We start from the raw sequence: 17,026 nt of genomic DNA on the forward strand, positions 1-17,026 counted from the left end.
TACGCCGCGGCGTGAGAGGCCGCTTCTCGAAAACTGCTCGGAGGGGCCGAACGCCGACGGAGCGGCGGCCCGCACGGGACCGCCGCTCCGTCGACCACGCCGGCGCCTGCTTCGAGAGGCGCCTGCTTCGGGAGGCGCCTACTTCGACAACGTGTCCTTGATGTCCTCGCCGGCGTTCTTGACCTTCGCGGCGGCCTGGTCCGCCTTGCCCTCGGCGACTTTCTTGTCGTCGTCGGTCAGCTTGCCGATCACCTCCTCGGCCTTGCCCTTCAGCTCCTGCGCGGTGTTCTTGATCTTGTCGGCAGCGCTCATGGCTGTCTCCTTTCCTGGTTGTTGTGGTGGTGGTGCGGGGCGTTCACGAGGGCCGGGCGGCGCTCGTGGACGAGTCGACCCGTGCCGGGGCACGGAGGCGGGCGCGGAATCCGCCGACCAGCTGCGCGTAGACGGGGAGTGGAGTCCCCAGTGCATCGTGGAGTCGGGACACCGCGTCGTCGAGTGCGTCCGCGATCGTGCGCGGCGAAGCACCGCGCCTGCAGCGGACCGTGATCTTGAGAGCGGGTGTGCCGCTCACGCGGTAGGCGCTGACGGTCACGCCGTCCACGCCGGGCACCGGGTCCAGACGGTCGGCGAGGAGGGCGGCGGGGATCGCCGTGTCGATCTCGACGGCGCCGTCGGGTGTTCCGACGGTCGCCACTGTCGAGGTGCCGCCGTGCCCCTGACGCAGGATGAACGCGAGCAGCAGCACGACGAACACGAGCGCGGCGAGCAGCGAGACGACGGCGGCCGCACTGACTGTGGTGCCCGGCCACAGTGGTCGTCCGAACACCGCGTCCGCAGTGGTCACAGCGTTCCCCGCCGTCCGCGACCAGACGGAGGCCGCGCCGGGGACGGCGAGCAGGAGCACGGCGGCAGCGGCCGCCAGCAGTGACGCCAGTCCGGTGATCGCGAGCAGCAGGCGGTTCAGCGCCCGGTTGGTGGAGTTCATGATCCGACCTTTCCGCTCGGCGGCACGACCACGGCGATGCGCATCGGCGCTCCCGTGCCCGCCGCAGCGAACTCCTCCGTGACGGCGTTCCGGACGGCGTCGCGGTCGACCGGTGCTCCGCTGACCGGGACGATCCGCACCGTGCCACTGCGCCGACCGAGCGAGACCGTGACCGCATCGGGAGCGACTCCGGCGACCTGTGCCGCGCGGCGTGCGAGCGCCGAGGCGAGCATCGTGTCGTCGGCGACGATCGCGAGCCTCTCGGCCGGCAGGCGGCGGCGAGGCCGACGGCCAGGGAGGATCGAGAGCGCGAGCAGCACGAGGCCGAGGAGCCCCGCCGCGACCGCCACGACGACCAGGGTCGCGGATCCGGCGGAGGGGGCTGCCGACACGCGAGTGAGGATGTCACGCGGGCTCATCAGCACCGGAGGCAGCTGAAGGAGGTGCAGGACGCTCTCCAGCGCCAGCCAGCACACGACGACGGCGATCGCGATCGCCGTCACCACGGCCGCTGTCGACCGGGGGGAGTGCGTCTCCCGGCGCACGATCCGTGCGTCCACTCCGCTCATCTCACTCTCCTCTCGGTCAGGACCGCGCCGGTGGCGCGGATATCGACCTGCACGACCGCCAGCCCGGTGAGGGCGGTGAGGCGCGCGCGGATGCTCCCGCCCGCCTCGCCCAGTCGAACCGTCAGCGGTGTCTCCGGCTCGATCGTCAGCGGCGGCATCGCCAGGGGCGAGGTCACTCGGACGGCGAGCGAACCTCCCTGATCGCGCACGCGCGCAGCGACCCGGCGGCGCTCGACGCCGAGTTCGTCGGCCGCCACCGCCTGCGCGAGGTGTTCGAGCGCCATGGCGGTGAACCGGTCCCGGCCGGCGGTCACGACGACGAGCGGCGGCCGCGCAAGGCGTCGGCCAGCCGGCCGAGGTCGATCTCGCCGCTCGCGACGCGCGCGACGAGAGAGCCGACGAGGGACGCGGCCGCGACGCCGACGAACACCCAGAAGCCGAACGCGGCCCACACCACGGCGAGGCCGCCGCCGATCAGAGCGCCGAACTTGGCCGTGCTCACTGGACTCGAGCCTCCTGGTCGCTGGCGTCGTCGTCGCTCGGGACGTGGACGTCGTTGATCGTCACGTTGACCTCGGTGACCTCGAGCCCGACGATGCGCTCGATCGCCTGCGCGATCGCGGAGCGGACATCGGCTGCGACCTTCTGGAGGGCGACCGGGTACTCGGCGACGATGGTCACGTCGGCCGCCACCTGGCGCTCTCCGACCTCGACGCTGATGCCCTGGCCGAGATCCGTCGCGTTCACGGCGTCGCGGAGCGCGCCGAGCGCGCGGGCGGCGCCGCCTCCGAGGGCGTAGACACCGGGCACCTCGCGCGCGGCGATGCCGGCGACTTTGGCGACGACGGCGTCGTTGATGACGGTCTTGCCCAGCGCGGACTCGGCGGGGCCGGCGGTGGTGGTGGTCGTGGTGGTGGCCATGAGCTGTCCTTCCGTTGGATGTATCGGGGCCGTTCGTGCGACCCTCACCCCTGAGACGGGTCGGCCGGGCCGTTCGTCACGCCGCGAAGCTGGGAGATCGCTTAGAGCCACGAACGACGGGGGCACTAGCCGTCGTCGGATGCCGAGCGTACGCTCGCGGGGCCGGTGCGGAGAAGGGGATGGACTCGGATGAGCGGTCGCCTCCTCGACGATGCCGGAGACGACACGCTCGCCGGGCGCGCGGCGGACGGCGACACGGTCGCGTTCGAGGTCCTGGTGCGCAGACACGGCCCGCTGATGCGCGCCTACGCGCGCCGCATGCTGGGGTCCACCTACGAATCCGACGACGTGGTCCAGGAGACGTTCGTCACGGCCTGGAGGAGGCTGGGCGAGCTGCAGGAAGGGACCGCGGTCAAGTCCTGGCTGATGCGGATCCTGAGCCGGCGGTGCATCGACCGGATCCGTGCGCGCCACGACCACGACGACGTCAGTGAGGTCGACGCGGCCGCGCCCGTGCGCGACGATCCCGAGCACCGGGCCGAGGTGCGCACGGCGAGCGAGGCCCTGGGCAGGGCGCTCGACGATCTGCCCGAGCTGCAGAGGAGGTGCTGGGTGCTGCGAGAAGCAGGACAGTACAGTTACGACGAGATCGCGCAGGAACTCGGCATCCCGGTCTCCACCGTCCGAGGGCAGCTGGCGCGCGGACGACGACGATTGCTCGAGGCGATGGAGGAGTGGCGATGACCGATCCGCACCTCCCGGGCGATGCCCTCATCGACGGGCACACCCTCGACGAGCTCAGCGATTACCTGGCCAGGGGGCGCCGTCCGGCCGACCCGGGCATCGAGGACTCCGCGGAATGCCGCGCAGCGCTGGCCTCGCTCGAACGGCTCAGCCGCACGACCCGCGACCTTCTCGAGGAAGAGGCCGCGCGCGTGCCCGTCGACGACTCCTGGGTCGGCCGTATCCTCGACGGCATCCGGCTGGACGTGCAGGCGGGGCGGCGCATCCCCCTCGCCCATCCGGATCCGCTCGCCGAGCTCGCCCTGACGGAGGGCGCGGTCCGCGCGCTCGTCCGCAGTGTCGGGGATTCGATCGACGGAGTGATCGTGGGGCGGTGCCGGCTCGACGGAGACGTGGAGACCCTCGGCGCCCCGCTCGCCGTGCGCGTGGAGATCTCCGTCCGATACGGCGTCCCCCTCGCCGACGTGGCCGAACGCGTGCGGACAGCGGTGGCGGCAGAACTGGCCCGTCACGCGGAGCTCGTCGTCACGGAAGTGGATGTGACGGTCACCGACGTTCGCGAGGACCAGAGCAGCAACGGAGGACGGGGATGAGCGCCGCGGGAGTGGACGATGCTGCGATGACGGGTGCGCAGCCGACCGGCGAAGCCGCCTTGCGGGCCGAGATCGCTGCCATCCCCGGGGTCGCTCGCCTGTACCCGGCGTCGAACGTCGTCGCGAGGATCGCCTCGGCCGTCGGGGCGACGGTGGCCCGCACCGAGCCGGGCGGCGGCGACATCGTGCTCGCGGAGGCGAGCATCGCCATCCGCATCGGTGTCGGGGCCGACCGGGCGGCTGCGGAGGTCTGCCGAGCGGTCTACGCGACGGCCAGGGACTGGGCGGCCGCCTCCGGGATGCACGAGCCGTCCATCCGCGTGACGGTCGCCGGTATCGAGTAGCGACGCCCGCTCCGGCGGCTCGGGCCGGCCGGCTGTTCCGGCGGCCCCTCAGCCGCGGGGCCCCGCCGCCCCTCTCGCCTGCAACTCGAGCCCGGCCAGCAGCAGGTCCAGGCCGGCGCGGAACTGGTCGCGGTCCTCGTGCACCGAGAACTCGTCGACGATGTGGTGGATGAACGGGTATCGCGCCGGGTCCAGCGCGCGCCATTGCCGGGTCGCCTCGGCCAGGTACTCCCTCTGGTCGAGCTCGCCGGAGGTGACGGCGTCTGGAAGCTCCTGGCCCATGTCGGCCGCGGTGCCGATCACGAAGCCGACCACGGCGGAGGCCGCGTAGAAGCTCTGCCGCGCGGTGAGGCCGAGTCGCATGACCTGTTCGCCGATCCGTTCGTACAACATCAGCGAATGGGTCTGGCGTCCGGTGTCACGCATCGCATAAGCGCCCAGCCAGGGGCGGTCGGCGAGGGTGTCGAAGAGCACATGGGCGATGGTGCGCAACTCGGCGATCGGGTCGTCCGATGCCACATCGGCGACCTCCTCCAGCACGCCGGCGAGCACGGAGTCCGCGGCGAGGTCGAGGAGCTCATCACGCCCCGACACGTACCAGTACACGCTCGCCGGGCCGCCTCCGAGCCGGGCGGCCAGCGCGCGGATGGTGAGTCCCTGCGCGCCCGACTCGTCCAGGATCGCGACGGCTTCGGTCAGCACGGACTCGAGCGAGAGCGAGGCGCGGGGACGTTGCGCCGTCGTGCGGCGACGTGTGCGTCGGTCGGTGTCCCGCTGTGCGCTGCTCATGACACCCATCCCATCACAGTGGCGCTCTCGCTTGCCGTTTATCGAACATTGTTCTATTCTATCGAACTGTGTTCGAGAATCGAACACCGTTCGATACAGGAGTCGCCATGAGCACCGAATCCATCGCCCGACCGCGCACCTACCTCTCCATGAAGGCCGCGTGGATGCCCCTCGCCGCGCTGTGCCTCGCCTTCTTCGTCGAGATGGTCGACAACACCCTGCTGTCCGTCGCCCTCCCGACGATCGGTCGCAGCCTCGGTGGCGACACCACCTCCCTGCAGTGGATCACCGGTGCATATTCGCTGACCTTCGGGGGCCTGCTGCTGACGGCCGGGTCGATCGCCGACCGGTTCGGCCGTCGTCGCGTGCTCCAGGTGGGGCTCGCGCTGTTCGGCCTGCTGAGCCTGGGCGTGCTGCTGGTCACCACCACGGGCGAGCTCATCGCGTTGCGCGCGCTGCTCGGCGTCGCTGCGGCGGCGATGGCGCCGATCACCAATTCGCTGGTGTTCCGGTTGTTCGACGACGAGAAGCTGCGGATGCGCGCGATCACCCTGATGATGGTCGTGGGCATGTCGGGCTTCGTCCTCGGGCCGCTGCTGGCAGGCAGCGTGCTCGCGCACCTCCCCTGGCAGTGGCTGCTGCTCGTGAACGCGCCGATCGCCCTCGTCGCGTGTCTCGGCGTGCACTTCGGCGTCGCGCCGGACACGGCCGAAGGGCTCACGAAGGACAGGCTCGACATCCCCGGCGCCGTGCTCAGCATCCTGACGATCGGCCTCGCCTGCTACACCCTCACGAGCGGCGTGCAGAACGGGTGGCTGTCCCCGGTCACGATCGCAGTCGCGGTCGGCGCCGTCGCAGCCCTCGTCCTGTTCATCGTGCGCGAGCGGCGGGCGGTCGCGCCGATGCTCGACCTGTCCTTGTTCCGCGGGGGGACCGTCCGAGGCGCAGCCATCGCCCAGATCGGCACCTCCCTCGCCATGGCCGGCGTGATGTTCGCTCTCGTGCTGCACTTCCAGTACGCGTGGGGGTGGACGCCGCTGGTCGCGGGGCTGGCGAACCTGCCCATCATCGTCACGATGATCGTCGCGACCCCGCTCACCGAGTGGCTCGTCCGTCGCTTCGGACACCGGATGGCGTGCTTCGTGGGCGCCCTGCTGCTGGCGGCCGGGCTCGCGCTGATGGCGTGGAGCGTCCAGCAGAACTACCTGGCCATCGCGCTCGCCATGATCGTGATGACGATCGGGCTCCGCACGGTCATGACCATCTGCGCGGTGGCGCTCGTGGGAGCGATGCCCGAGAACCGCACGTCGATGGGCGCGGCGATGAACGATGCAGCGCAGGAGGTGGGCACGAGCATCGGCACGGCTGTCGTCGGAACGCTCATCGCCGCCCTCGTCACCACCGTTCTGCCGAACGGGGCGTGGAACCACGAACTGGTCGCGTCCTTCTTCCACGGCGAGCAGGTGATCTTCGGCATCCTCGCCGTCGCCGTCGGTGTCATCGCGGGCGTCGGAGCACTCACGCTGACCAACTCGCGCACCGTCGACGAGCACGCGCCCGCCGAGGAGCAGGGCGTCGTCTGAAGGGGCCGGTCTCAGCGCGGGAGAGTGGAGGCACCAACACGTGTGACACGATCGGTCTCATGACGCACGCCTACGATGCGATCGCCGAGGGATACGCGGCGCTGAACGAGACCAGCCTCCTGAACGAGTACTACAACCGGCCCGCACTCGCCGAGATGGCAGGGAACGTCGCAGGGCTGCGCGTGCTCGATGCCGGGTGCGGTTCCGGCTCGATCTTCGCCGACCTCCGTGCGGGCGGCGCCGTCGTCAGCGGCGTCGATTCCAGCGCCGGGATGGTGGAGCAAGCCGCGCTCAGGCTCGGCGACGGCGCCGATCTCGCCGTCGCCGATCTCGGCGAACCGCTTCCGTTCGACGATGACACCTTCGACCTCGTCGTCGCGTCGCAAGTGCTCCACTACCTCGAGGACTGGGGGCCGACGCTGGGCGAGTTCCGGCGGATCCTCAAGCCCGCGGGCAGGCTGATCATCTCGGAGGAGCATCCCTCGGCCACCTTCCTCGGAGATCGGCTCTCGGGCGGCGACTCCGAGTACTTCGGTATCCGGTCGCGAACCGAGGAGTGGAGTCTCGGCGGGCGGAGCGCGCAGCTGGTGTTCTGGGACCGTCCCCTCCACGCGATGACCGATGCGTTCGCCGCGGCCGGATTCCGGATCACGGCGCTCAGCGAGCCGGCGCCTTCCGCGGACGCGTACGAGCGGTTCCCCGACGAGTTCACCGGTCGTCCCAGCGGCCGGTTCCTGGCGTTCCTGCTCTTCGATCTGGAGTCCGTCAAGCGCTGACAAAGCAAAAGCCCTCGGTTTCCCGGGGGCTTTCCGTCGTGGCTCCGACCCGCATCGATCCGATGACCTTCGTCCGGCGGGAGGACGGCGATCGCCCCATCTCCTCAGGATGGGACCGCGCGGAGCACGTCGGCGGGAGCCAGCCATCCGACGAGCCTGCCGTCCGTGGCGACGGGGACTCCATCGGTCGCCTCCGCCCCGATGACCTGGTCGAGAACGTCGGCGACATGCTCGTCGGCGGCCAGCACCGTGATGCGCTCGCTGAGCTCTGCCGCGGTGCGCGAGGCGGTCGCCTCGTCGGAGGCGAGCGCCTGGGCCGCATCGGCCGCGGTGAGTACCCCGATCAACGACCCGTCGTCACCCACCACGGGTGCTGCGCGCCGCTGCGACTCGCCCAGCCGGACGATCGCCTCGCGGGCGTCCTGACTGCCGCGGATCGACGGCGGTGGCGTCGACATCAGGGCGGAGACGGTCGTGCCGCGAAGGGCCGGGAGGGCGGGCGCGGTCAGGTCCACGCCACGGCGGCTGAGCTTGCGGGTGTAGATGGTGTCGCGGCTGAGCAGTCGCGAGGTGCCGGTGGCGACGATCACCGCGAGCAGCAGCGGCAGGATAATCGAGTACTCGCCCGTGAGCTCGAACAGGATGATGCCGGCTGTGATCGGGGCCCGGGTGGCGCCGGCGAAGACGGCGGCCATGCCGACGAGGGCGAAGGTCCCGGCGTCACCCGAGAGACCGGGGATCACGAGCCCGATGGCTTCGCCGGTCGCGGCACCGAACGCGGCGCCGATGACCAGGCTGGGGGCGAACACGCCACCGGAGCCGCCGATGCCGATGGTCAGACTGGTCGCGGCCATCTTGGCGAGCACGAGCAGGAGCAGGAAGCCGACGGTGTACGTGCCGCCGACGCTCGCCTCGAGCACGGGGTAACCGACGCCGTAGAGCTGCGGCATCGCGAACAGGAGCAGACCGAGCAGGAGGCCGCCCACGGTGGGCCGCAGCCACTCGGGCCCCCGCCACGCCCAGTCGCAGAGGTCTTCGACGAGGTAGAGGACCTTGCTGAAGAGCACCCCGACCGCGCCGGCGAGCAGGCCGAGCCCGGCGAAGAGCAGGTACTCGCTCGGACGGCCGACGGTGAACGCCGGAAGTGCGAGGAACGGGTGATCGCCCAGGATGGACCTGCCGACCACGGATGCCACGATCGACGACAGCATGACGGCGGCGAACGACCGGGTCGCGAAGTCGCGCAGGATCAGTTCGAGCGCGAAGAACACTCCCGCGATCGGGGCGTTGAACGTCGCTGCGATCCCTCCGGCGGCACCGCACGCCACGAGTGTGCGCAGCTGCGTCTCCGGCATGCGGGTGATCCGCCCGAGGGTGGAGCCGAGCGCCGAGCCGATCTGCACGATCGGCCCCTCCCGGCCGACGGACCCGCCGGAGCCGATGGTGATCGCCGAGGCGAGCGCCTTGACGACGGCGACCCGGCCCGGGATGTGTCCGCCGCGGCGGGCGACGGCGTACATGACCTCCGGAACGCCATGGCCGCGGGCCTCGCGCGCGAAGCGATGCACGAGCGGGCCATAGAGGAGGCCGCCGATCGCGGGGGCGAGGATGACGAAGGCGCCGCCGAGCCAGGGAACCCAGGGGTTGGCGGGGTGTCCGGTCGTGGCGGCGTAGTCGGCCGTGCCGGTGAAGATCAGCGTCGCCGTCTGCACCAGCCAGCGGAACACCACGGCGGCGAGTCCGGCTCCGGCGCCGACCACGAGCGCCGAAGCGATCAAAGGTGCGGGAGTCGCGCGCACGCGTCGCCACCAGTGCGCCATGCTGGCACGTGAGCCGTCGACGACTCCGCGGATGCTCGCGGTGATGGCGGACACAGAACCCCAATCATGTAGAGATGCAACTGTTGCATGAGTGCATCGAACAGCGTAACACTGGAGGAACCATGCAGGACCACGGCTTCCCGCACGAGGCGACCGAGGCGACGCTCCAGGCGTCGCGGGCGCTGCTGGGGATCGTCGCGCGCTCCGTCGCGGACGCGCTGGAGCAGGTGACGCTGCCGCAGTTCCGGGTGCTCGTCGTGCTGGCCGGTTCCGGCGCGATGCGGATGGGCGCACTGGCGGCGCGCGTCGGCGCCGTCCCGTCGACCTTCAGCCGGACCATCGATCGCATGGTCGACGGCGGGTGGGTGGTTCGACAGGAGAGCCCGCAGAGCCGGCGCGAGATCCTCGTCGATCTCAGCGACGACGGTCGTCGCCTCGTGGACCAGGTCACCGAGCGTCGCCGTCGCCAGGTCGCCGCTGTCCTGACGTCCCTGACCGCGGACGAGCAGCAGCAGATCATCGACGCGATGGAGCTGTTCTCGAGGGCCGCAGGCGAGCCGACGCCGGAGGATCTGCTGACGCTGGGCCTCTGACCCGGCCTCCCGCCCTACTTCGTGGCGGGCGGGACGAGGGAGTCGAGGATGTACTCGAGCTGCTCGGCGGTGAACGCGCCCGGGTGGCGGATGACGACCTGACCGGTCGGGTCCAGGATCACGGTGTACGGGAGTCCGGAGATCCGGTAGGCGCCGGCGACCGAGCCGTTCGCGTCCACCGCGAGCGGGTAGCCCGTGCCGGCCTGTCGTGTGGTGGCGCGGGCCGCGGCGGCATCGTCGGAGACGTCGATGCCGATCAGGTCGGCCCGCCCGGCGAACTCGGCCGACACCTTCTGGAGGTCGGCGAGCTCGCCGACGCAGGCGGTGCAGGTGCTGGCCCAGAAGTTGAGCACCGTGTAGTGGCCGGAGGTAGGGGTGACGCGGCCCGACCCGGTCAGAGCCGGCAGCGAGAACGGCTTCGGTCTCGTGCCGATGCCGGTGTCTCCTGTCGCGAGGTCGACGGTGGCCGATCCGGCGACCGGGCGCCGCTGGGAGGCCGGGAGGAGGTCGACGGCCTCCTGCGCCATCGTGTGTGCGAACGGCGCCGTGCTGGCGGAGTCGGTGCCGAACTGGCCGAGGGCGCGTTCGGCGCCGTCGGGGCCGATGAAGAAGATCTCCGTGCCGTGCACGACGGACTGGTGCGCCGCATCCAGCTCGATCGGCACGCCGTAGGCGCGGGCGACGGCCGCCAGGGTCGCCGGCGAGCCGGTGCCGAAGTACCAGTTCGCGTCGCCGCCCACCCCGTGGGAGTCGGTCCAGGACGCGACGTCGGAGACGGCCGGGTGGTACGGGTTGGCGTTGATCGAGACGAAGGCGATCCGGGAGGCGGCCGGGCCGAGGTCCCGGTCGGCGAGGGCGACGTCCTGGGCGAGGAGGGTGCAGAGGTCCTGACACTCGTCGTCGTTGAAAGTGAGGACGACGCTGCGTCCGCGGAAGGTCGACGGGGTGATCGTCCGTCCGCGCTGATCCGTCAACGTGTAGTCGGGGGCCTTCGACGCGGCTGTGCCGAGCGGATCGAGCTGGAGCAGGCTCGCTGCCGCGGTCGAGATCCCCGGCTCCGTCGGTGCGGACGCGGGGGCGGCGGACCCGGGGGACGACGGTTGCGCCGCCGCGACGAGGACGGCTGCGAAGCCGGCCAGGACGACGGTCGCGGCGGCGACGAGGGGCCAGGTGCGGTGACGGCGAGGGGTCATTGGTTCTCCGGAGGGCGGCGTGTTGATCGGGTGGCGACGGCGGCGACGGCCAGCGCGGCGAGCACGAGGCAGGCGCCGAACCCGCCGACGAGCAGAGGGTGGGCGAAGACGGCGGTGGTCAGGTCGCTGCTGGCCCGGGAGACGACGGTCGCGAATGACGGCTCCGTGCGCGGTTCGAGGATGAGCAGCATCCCGTCGGCGAGCACATACACCCCGACCAGCAGCAGGAGCACCGATGCGGCTCTCGGGAGGTGCTTCGCGTACCGTCCGGCGACACGAACGGCTTCCGCGCCGACGAAGGCTGCGAGAACACTGCAGGCCGTCACGAAGAGTCCCATCCCCAACGCGTAGGACAGGGCGGCCGCCGTCGTGTCGACCGCGGAGGCGGCCGTGGTGGACGGCGCGACGGCGGCGGCGAAGAGCGGGAACGCGCACCCGAGGGAGGTGGCCGCGAACGCCGCACCGTAACCGAGCATGGCCAGCATCCCCCGCCCGGAGCGGAAGGGAAGCGCGATCGCGGGGATCCGCACCTCGTGGCCCGCCACCCCGACGATCCCGGCGACCAGGAGGGCCAGGCCGAGGGCCGCGGTGAACCAGGGCACCCACGCCACGGCCAGGTGCACCCCGGTGGCGACCGCGATCCCGACGACGGCGAACACCGCCACGAAGCCACCGGTCATGGCGACCGACGCGCGGAGCGCTCGGAGAAGTCGCGTCCCGACGGGCGCGGGCTCGGAGCCCAGGAAGACAGCGAGATAGGCCGGCAGCAGGGGGAAACCGCACGGGTTGACCGCCGCGGCGAGACCGAGCGCGAACGCGTAGACGATGGCCGGCCCCATCAGCGGGTGCCCTCCCGGTCTCTGGCCGCCAGCCGCTGGAGGTAGTCGTTGTACGCCCGCCGTTCCGCTTCGGCACGCGCAGCGGACCGCTCCCGCCTCCGGGTCGTGCGCTCATCGGAGCGCTGCCACTGCAGGAGGAGGACGCCGAGCACGAACACGGTCGGCAGTTCGGTGAAGCCCCAGGCGATGCCGCCGCCGACGGCCTGGTCGGCGAGCGGGGCGATCCCCCAGCCGGAGATCGGGATGCGGTAGAAGCCGACGACGAGCGCGACCGACATCATCAGCATCACGCCGAAGAACGCATGGAACGGCGCCGTCGCCGCCAGCTCCAGGATCCGCACGGTCGGCGCAGCGTACTTCCGCAGCCCGCGGGAGGCGCGGCGCGGTGTCGGGTCGACGCCGAGCACGCACCAGAAGTAGAGGAACCCGATCGCGATGAAGTGCAGCAGCATCAGGTTGTGTCCCCACATCGTGCTCATCAACCCGTCGAAGGCCGGTGTGAAGTACAGGCCGTAGAGGCTGCCCAGGAAGAGCACGAGGGCCGTGGCCGGGTGAGCCACGAATCGGGCGGGTGCGCTGTGCAGCACCGACAGCAGCAGGGAGCGGGCCGACAACGTGCCCGCCGGCCGAGCCGGGAGCGCGCGGAGAGCGAGGGTGATGGGTGCGCCGAGCACGAGGAAGATCGGGGCGAGCATCGACAGGACCATGTGCTGGACCATGTGCACGCTGAACAGTTCCATCCCGTAGCCGTCGATGCCGGTGGCCGTCATGGCGAGCACGCTCAGGATCCCGAGCGACCAGAACACCGCGCGGCTCACCGGCCACCGGTCACCGCGGCGGAGAAGCAGGACGACGCCGGCGGTGTAGAGGCCGGCCAGGACGAGCATCAGCACCGGGATCACCGGGACCGGCTGCGGATGCAGCGCGACCAGGCGAGCGAGCGTGGGCGGCGCCATCGGCATCCACATCGGCCCGCTCATGGCAGGCGCCGATGGCGGGTCGACGGGAGGCGTCGATCCGGAGAGCAGTTCGAGAGTCGTTATTGATGCATACATGCAACAGTTGCGACTATACACAACTTTGGCGTTCGGCGAACGAGACTCCCGGTGCGGATGACGTCGGGCGTGTCGTGTCGGTCATCGTGGACGCCGCCGATGCCCCGATCGCGACGGTCTCCGTCTACGGACCCACGTACCGTAGGCACGAGCGACTGCGCGAGATCGGAGGCCGCTGCTCCGCCGCCGCCGCGATCTCTCAGCTGCTGGGCAGTGATCCGGCCGGGCGGCCGCCCCTGGGGTCCGGCAGAGCCACGGAGCGTCGTGCCCGGCCTTCGGCATCCTGGACTCCGGCCGGAGCCGAGTTCGCCGCCCGTTCCAGGAGCCGCCTGAACGGTCGCAGCCTGCCGATCGAGTCATCGAGTCCACCGGGCCGGGCGCGCCGCAGCCACAGCGCGCGCTGGTCGACGACCAGCCGGTCGAGCCGGTCGCGGAGCTCTGCAGCGACCCGCGGGTCGAGGTCGTCGAGCCGGTCGCGGCCGAGCGCGAGGACGTCCGCCCCGAGGAGTGCCAGACGGATGCCGTGCTCGAGCTCGGCGACACAGAGCCCGCCGTCGCCGGCGCTCGGATCTGCCGTGGCGAGCGCTCGACTCGCGTGCTCGAGGTGGGTGCGTGCGGCCGCGATGCCGGCCGGTTCCGGCCAGGCGGCGGCGGGAAGGCGGCCGGCGCGCCACAGCACCGTGAAGAGCTGGCTCGCGTTCAGGAGGGGCGAATCGAGTGCGGCGGCGGCGCGGCCGGCTTCGACGGTCGCGCGACCGAACCCGCCCGCCGCATCCTGGACCGCGATCCGGTCGAGCACTCCGGCGACATCCTGGTCGTGGTTCGTGTCGGAACACCATGCGATCGCGCCGCCGACCAGGAGCGGGCCGAACGAGATCGATGGCGCATCGAAGGAGCCGTAGTCGCCCCATTGGGTGATGAGGTATCCGCGCGCGCCCGTGTCGAGGCCGGTGCGGGCCACGTCGGCCAGGTTGTCGATCGCGTTGTCGATCCGGCCGACGAACGACTGCCAGGTGCTCGTGCCCGGCGCCAGCCAGAACGGCTCGCCGGCGGCGATCAGTCCTGCGGCCCTGCCGCGCACACCACTCCTGGTGGCCTCGACATCGAAGTCCATCGCCGCCCACCTCGCGTGCTGCTCGTCGTCCGCGCGCTCGATGGCTGCGGCGCTGAGGGCCGGCCCGTCGTACTGCCACACCACCGGCACGGCGCCTCGCGGCACCCGTCCCATCAGCTCGGGGTGCTCGGCGAAGATGTCCGCCCAGAACTCCACCTGGTAGCCGCGCCGGGTCAGGTTCTCCAGAACGTACTGCACGTAGTCGAAGTAGACCTCCCCTCGGCCGCGCTCGTCGACGAGCGCCGCTGAGGCGCCCAGGCCGAGCTCGAACGGCTCGTCGGCGCCGATGTTGATCTTTCCGCTGCTCGTCGTCGCGGCGATCTCGGTCAGCAGCTCCAGCACGAAGTCGGCGTTCTCGCGCGTCGGCCGGAGAGTCGCCGCCGGGCGGTGCTCCCCGGCCCATTCGAAGCCGTCGGGCTTCTCCGCACGGTCCCGGTACTTGTCGTGGACCAGCCAGCGCTCCATGTGCCCGAGGCAGTTCACCGACGGGACGAAGTCGATGCCGCGTGCCACGCACTGCGCATCGAACCAGCGGAGGTCCTCCGCCGTGAGCGGTGAGGCGTCCTCCCACACGACCTCGTGCCCGCGGTAGGCGAAGGTGTGCTCGATGTAGAGCTCGAAGTGGTTCAGGCGGGCCCGCTCGGCGAGGTCGAGATAGCGCACGAGCGTCTCGCGCGTCGGCACCCGGTCACGGCTGATGTCGAGCAGGTAGCCGCGCACCGGGAAGTCGGGATGGTCGGTGATCTCGACGACGCCCGACCCCCAGTCCGGATGGGAACGCAGCTGGGCGAGCGTCGCCAGCGCATGCCGGAGCCCGCGCTCGTCGGCGTGCTCGATCAGCACACCTCCCGAGTCCGCGCGGAGGCGGAATCCTTCCGGGCGCAGCGCCGGGTCGACTCGCACCACGAGCGGGGCGTCACGCCCCGGCCCGTCGCCGGGGGAGACCTGCGCTCGACGCGGCTGCGGAAAGAGCGATCCGATCAGATCGGTCATCAGTGTCCTCCGGTACGTGCTCGGTATGCGCACGCCCCCACGATCGCGCGGATGAGGGCGGGGACCTGGTCGGGTTCCAGGCACTGCGGATTGATCGCGATGGCGTCGCCGTCGACCCCGACGGCGACGGCGGGGTCCCCGGCGCGCAAACGCGCGGCCAGCTCCTCCGCCGGGAGCGCCGGCGCCGTGACGTACGCTCGAGGGATCGACGCCGGCTGGATGCCGGCCTCCCGGAGCCGGTGCCGACGCGCGTGCAGCAAGGGGTGGGCATCGAGCGTCCCGACGATCTGCTCGACCATCCGATCCCAGGCTCGGAACTGTGCGGCCTCGTCGCGCCGGACGTAGAGGTCGACGGCGCGGACGAGGCCGGCGATCGTCTCCTTGTCCGTCTTCATTCCCCGACCGATCCCGTGGTTCGGGAAGCCGATCGCCGTGCATGCCGCGATCAGGTCCTGACGTCCCAGGATCAGACCGGACGACTGAGGGCCGCGGATCTCCTTCCCTCCGCTCACGATGACGAGGTCGGCTCCGCGATCGAGGAATCGCCGGAGGTTCGAGCGCGGCGGGAGCTCGGCGGCCGCGTCGACCGCCAGAGGGACGCCGGTCCCCTCCAGCGCGCCCGCGACGACGTCGAGCGGAAGTGACCCGGGGGCGTGCTCCGCCTCCGCCACGTACAGCACCAGCGCTGTCCGGACGTGCACGGCGGCGCGGAGATCGGACGCTCCGTGCGCCGCGACCTCGACGATACGCAACCCCGCGACCGTGACCGCGCGGTCGTAGCGGCTGCGGTGGGCGCGCAGGATCACGCATTCGTCGCGGAGCACCGGCCGGTCGGCCTCCCCGCCGAGCCCGGCGCTCGCCGCCGCAGCGATCGTAATCCCGGCGGCGGCGCCCGACGTGACGCAGGCCGCCTCCACTCCGAGCATCCGGGCGATCTCCACGCCGGCGCGCCGGTGGAGCAGATGCAGGTCCACGAACGCCTCGGAGGCCTCGCGCATCGCGTCGACGACAGCAGGCGCCATCAGGGACCCGCCGACGGCGGTCACCGTGCCCCAGGCGTTGATCAGCGGGGTGATGCCGAGCTCGTCGTAGATTCCCATCCCGACCCGTCTAGCTGTCGGGACGCGTCGCACGCTCCAGCGGCTGCCGGATGCGCTCCCGCACGTGGCCGGTCACCCGCGTCATCCCGAGTTCGCAGGTGCGGTCGAGTGACGCGCGGGCGCTGAGGCCCGTGCCTCCCGACCGGAATGTCACGGACCTCTCCGAACCGCGCGGCCGCCGGAAGAGTTCCGCGACGGCTGCCGTATCGGCCGGGGTGAGGACTGCGGCCGGAACCAGCTGGTCGTGCGAGGCATCACGAGAGACCGCGTGACCCCAGGTCGCATCCGACGGCGCCGGAGGTGCGGCCGTCACGGTCCCGCGAGCTCGAACTTGGAGCTTCCGCCGCGCACGAAACCGCACGCGCGGTCGACACCCGCCAGACAGCCCTTGGCCGACATCAGCGCGGTGTAGTAGTCGATGTAACGGAAGCCGTACGTCTCGCCGCGCGCGAACGCCTGGCCCTGGATCGCGGCGGCCCAGCGCTCGAACGCCTCGTCGGGGATCGGCACATAGAGGTCGGGCACGAAGCCGTCCGCGTCCTCCCAGTTGTCGGCGTGCAGGAACGTCCCCACGCTGTGGCGGCCCAGCGGGCTGTCGACGGGAAGCGACGCGAGGAATCGCGCACGCTCGGCCAGCACGGCCGCGTGCTCATGGTCCCGGTGGATGCTCTTCGTCCAGTGGGTGATGATCGTGTCCGGCTTCTCCGTGCGGATGATGTCGGCGATCTGCTCCGCCGCCGTGTCGTCGGCGGGGAGGAAGCCGTCCGAGTAGTCGAGCACGCGGAACTCCGCTCCGATGCCCGCGGCGAACTCCTCGCCTTCGCGCACTTTCTGCACGCGGTACTCGTCCGGCGAGAGGCGGGGGTGGCCGCGCTCGCCGTAGGTGCACGCCAGGATGATCGTCCGCGCGCCCTCCAGCGCCAGTTTCGCCAGCGTGGGTCCTGCGGTCAGGTCCATGTCGCCGATGTGCCCACCGATGGCCAGCACTGTCCTCATTCGATTCGCTCCGTTTCTC

General features: G+C 71.3%; 21 protein-coding genes. 6 read left to right on the top strand and 15 right to left on the bottom strand.

Annotated features, from left to right (window positions below; translation table 11 throughout):
• Window positions 1-138 precede the first annotated feature (138 nt).
• From LLS1_RS06845 to LLS1_RS06870, 6 genes are read right to left on the bottom strand one after another with little or no spacing between them, the layout of a single operon-like run.
• Complete coding sequence (locus tag LLS1_RS06845) at window positions 139-312, bottom strand: CsbD family protein (RefSeq protein ID WP_226654242.1); 174 nt, start codon at window positions 310-312, stop codon at window positions 139-141.
• A gap of 43 nt (window positions 313-355) precedes the next feature.
• A complete protein-coding gene (locus LLS1_RS06850; protein WP_226654244.1) occupies window positions 356-985 on the bottom strand; it encodes a hypothetical protein in 630 nt (209 codons plus the stop codon).
• The gene (locus tag LLS1_RS06855; RefSeq protein ID WP_226654252.1) at window positions 982-1,554 is read right to left on the bottom strand and encodes a DUF6286 domain-containing protein; all 573 of its coding nucleotides are present in this window, start codon (window positions 1,552-1,554) and stop codon (window positions 982-984) included. The genes LLS1_RS06850 and LLS1_RS06855 overlap by 4 nt, the downstream gene beginning before the upstream one ends.
• Entirely contained in the window at window positions 1,551-1,868 is a 318-nt protein-coding gene (locus LLS1_RS06860) for a hypothetical protein (RefSeq protein ID WP_226654258.1), read from the bottom strand. Before LLS1_RS06860 ends, LLS1_RS06855 begins: the two co-directional genes overlap by 4 nt.
• Window positions 1,865-2,056, bottom strand: coding sequence for a hypothetical protein (locus LLS1_RS06865; RefSeq protein WP_226654260.1), 192 nt, complete (start codon window positions 2,054-2,056; stop codon window positions 1,865-1,867). Before LLS1_RS06865 ends, LLS1_RS06860 begins: the two co-directional genes overlap by 4 nt.
• The gene (locus tag LLS1_RS06870) at window positions 2,053-2,475 is read right to left on the bottom strand and encodes an Asp23/Gls24 family envelope stress response protein (RefSeq protein ID WP_226654262.1); all 423 of its coding nucleotides are present in this window, start codon (window positions 2,473-2,475) and stop codon (window positions 2,053-2,055) included. Before LLS1_RS06870 ends, LLS1_RS06865 begins: the two co-directional genes overlap by 4 nt.
• Window positions 2,476-2,664: 189 nt before the next feature.
• Here LLS1_RS06870 and LLS1_RS06875 point away from each other — a divergent pair, with 189 nt between their 5' ends.
• From LLS1_RS06875 to LLS1_RS06885, 3 genes are read left to right on the top strand one after another with little or no spacing between them, the layout of a single operon-like run.
• Window positions 2,665-3,219 (top strand): RNA polymerase sigma factor, encoded by a 555-nt coding sequence (locus LLS1_RS06875; protein WP_226654264.1) that lies wholly within the window; start codon window positions 2,665-2,667, stop codon window positions 3,217-3,219.
• Window positions 3,216-3,812 carry an Asp23/Gls24 family envelope stress response protein gene (locus LLS1_RS06880; protein WP_226654265.1) on the top strand — a complete coding sequence of 199 codons (597 nt, stop codon included), beginning with the start codon at window positions 3,216-3,218 and terminating at the stop codon, window positions 3,810-3,812. Before LLS1_RS06875 ends, LLS1_RS06880 begins: the two co-directional genes overlap by 4 nt.
• The gene (locus LLS1_RS06885) at window positions 3,809-4,156 is read left to right on the top strand and encodes a hypothetical protein (RefSeq protein ID WP_226654267.1); all 348 of its coding nucleotides are present in this window, start codon (window positions 3,809-3,811) and stop codon (window positions 4,154-4,156) included. The genes LLS1_RS06880 and LLS1_RS06885 overlap by 4 nt, the downstream gene beginning before the upstream one ends.
• A 48-nt stretch (window positions 4,157-4,204) precedes the next feature.
• Here LLS1_RS06885 and LLS1_RS06890 read toward each other — a convergent pair whose 3' ends face one another.
• On the bottom strand, window positions 4,205-4,945 hold the full coding sequence (locus LLS1_RS06890; RefSeq protein ID WP_226654268.1) for a TetR/AcrR family transcriptional regulator: 741 nt from the start codon (window positions 4,943-4,945) through the stop codon (window positions 4,205-4,207).
• 107 nt (window positions 4,946-5,052) lie between these two features.
• On the opposite strand from LLS1_RS06890, the gene LLS1_RS06895 reads away from it, so the two are divergent.
• Window positions 5,053-6,528 carry an MFS transporter gene (locus tag LLS1_RS06895; RefSeq protein ID WP_226654270.1) on the top strand — a complete coding sequence of 492 codons (1,476 nt, stop codon included), beginning with the start codon at window positions 5,053-5,055 and terminating at the stop codon, window positions 6,526-6,528.
• Between the two features lie 59 nt (window positions 6,529-6,587).
• Window positions 6,588-7,304, top strand: a complete 717-nt coding sequence (locus LLS1_RS06900) for a class I SAM-dependent methyltransferase (RefSeq protein WP_226654272.1) — start codon at window positions 6,588-6,590, stop codon at window positions 7,302-7,304.
• A gap of 104 nt (window positions 7,305-7,408) precedes the next feature.
• Here LLS1_RS06900 and LLS1_RS06905 read toward each other — a convergent pair whose 3' ends face one another.
• Window positions 7,409-9,178, bottom strand: coding sequence for a chloride channel protein (locus LLS1_RS06905; RefSeq protein ID WP_226654274.1), 1,770 nt, complete (start codon window positions 9,176-9,178; stop codon window positions 7,409-7,411).
• A gap of 68 nt (window positions 9,179-9,246) precedes the next feature.
• Here LLS1_RS06905 and LLS1_RS06910 point away from each other — a divergent pair, with 68 nt between their 5' ends.
• Window positions 9,247-9,717, top strand: coding sequence for a MarR family winged helix-turn-helix transcriptional regulator (locus LLS1_RS06910; protein WP_223358039.1), 471 nt, complete (start codon window positions 9,247-9,249; stop codon window positions 9,715-9,717).
• Window positions 9,718-9,731: 14 nt separating this feature from the next.
• Here LLS1_RS06910 and LLS1_RS06915 read toward each other — a convergent pair whose 3' ends face one another.
• The 7 genes from LLS1_RS06915 to LLS1_RS06945 form a co-directional block, all read right to left on the bottom strand.
• On the bottom strand, window positions 9,732-10,910 hold the full coding sequence (locus LLS1_RS06915; protein ID WP_226654276.1) for a redoxin domain-containing protein: 1,179 nt from the start codon (window positions 10,908-10,910) through the stop codon (window positions 9,732-9,734).
• Window positions 10,907-11,749: a cytochrome c biogenesis CcdA family protein gene (locus LLS1_RS06920; RefSeq protein WP_226654278.1), complete on the bottom strand. Its 843-nt coding sequence runs from the start codon at window positions 11,747-11,749 to the stop codon at window positions 10,907-10,909. The genes LLS1_RS06915 and LLS1_RS06920 overlap by 4 nt, the downstream gene beginning before the upstream one ends.
• On the bottom strand, window positions 11,749-12,729 hold the full coding sequence (locus LLS1_RS06925) for a cytochrome c oxidase assembly protein (protein ID WP_226654280.1): 981 nt from the start codon (window positions 12,727-12,729) through the stop codon (window positions 11,749-11,751). The genes LLS1_RS06920 and LLS1_RS06925 overlap by 1 nt, the downstream gene beginning before the upstream one ends.
• A 274-nt stretch (window positions 12,730-13,003) precedes the next feature.
• On the bottom strand, window positions 13,004-14,911 hold the full coding sequence (locus LLS1_RS06930; RefSeq protein ID WP_226654282.1) for a family 20 glycosylhydrolase: 1,908 nt from the start codon (window positions 14,909-14,911) through the stop codon (window positions 13,004-13,006).
• Window positions 14,911-16,011, bottom strand: a complete 1,101-nt coding sequence (locus tag LLS1_RS06935; RefSeq protein WP_226654284.1) for a hypothetical protein — start codon at window positions 16,009-16,011, stop codon at window positions 14,911-14,913. Before LLS1_RS06935 ends, LLS1_RS06930 begins: the two co-directional genes overlap by 1 nt.
• Window positions 16,012-16,021: 10 nt before the next feature.
• Window positions 16,022-16,165: a hypothetical protein gene (locus LLS1_RS06940; protein WP_226654286.1), complete on the bottom strand. Its 144-nt coding sequence runs from the start codon at window positions 16,163-16,165 to the stop codon at window positions 16,022-16,024.
• Window positions 16,166-16,320: 155 nt separating this feature from the next.
• On the bottom strand, window positions 16,321-17,007 hold the full coding sequence (locus LLS1_RS06945; RefSeq protein WP_223358032.1) for a PIG-L deacetylase family protein: 687 nt from the start codon (window positions 17,005-17,007) through the stop codon (window positions 16,321-16,323).
• Window positions 17,008-17,026: the final 19 nt, after the last annotated feature.

This window comes from Leifsonia sp. LS1 (assembly GCF_020521355.1).
Taxonomy (GTDB): Bacteria; Actinomycetota; Actinomycetes; order Actinomycetales; family Microbacteriaceae; genus Leifsonia.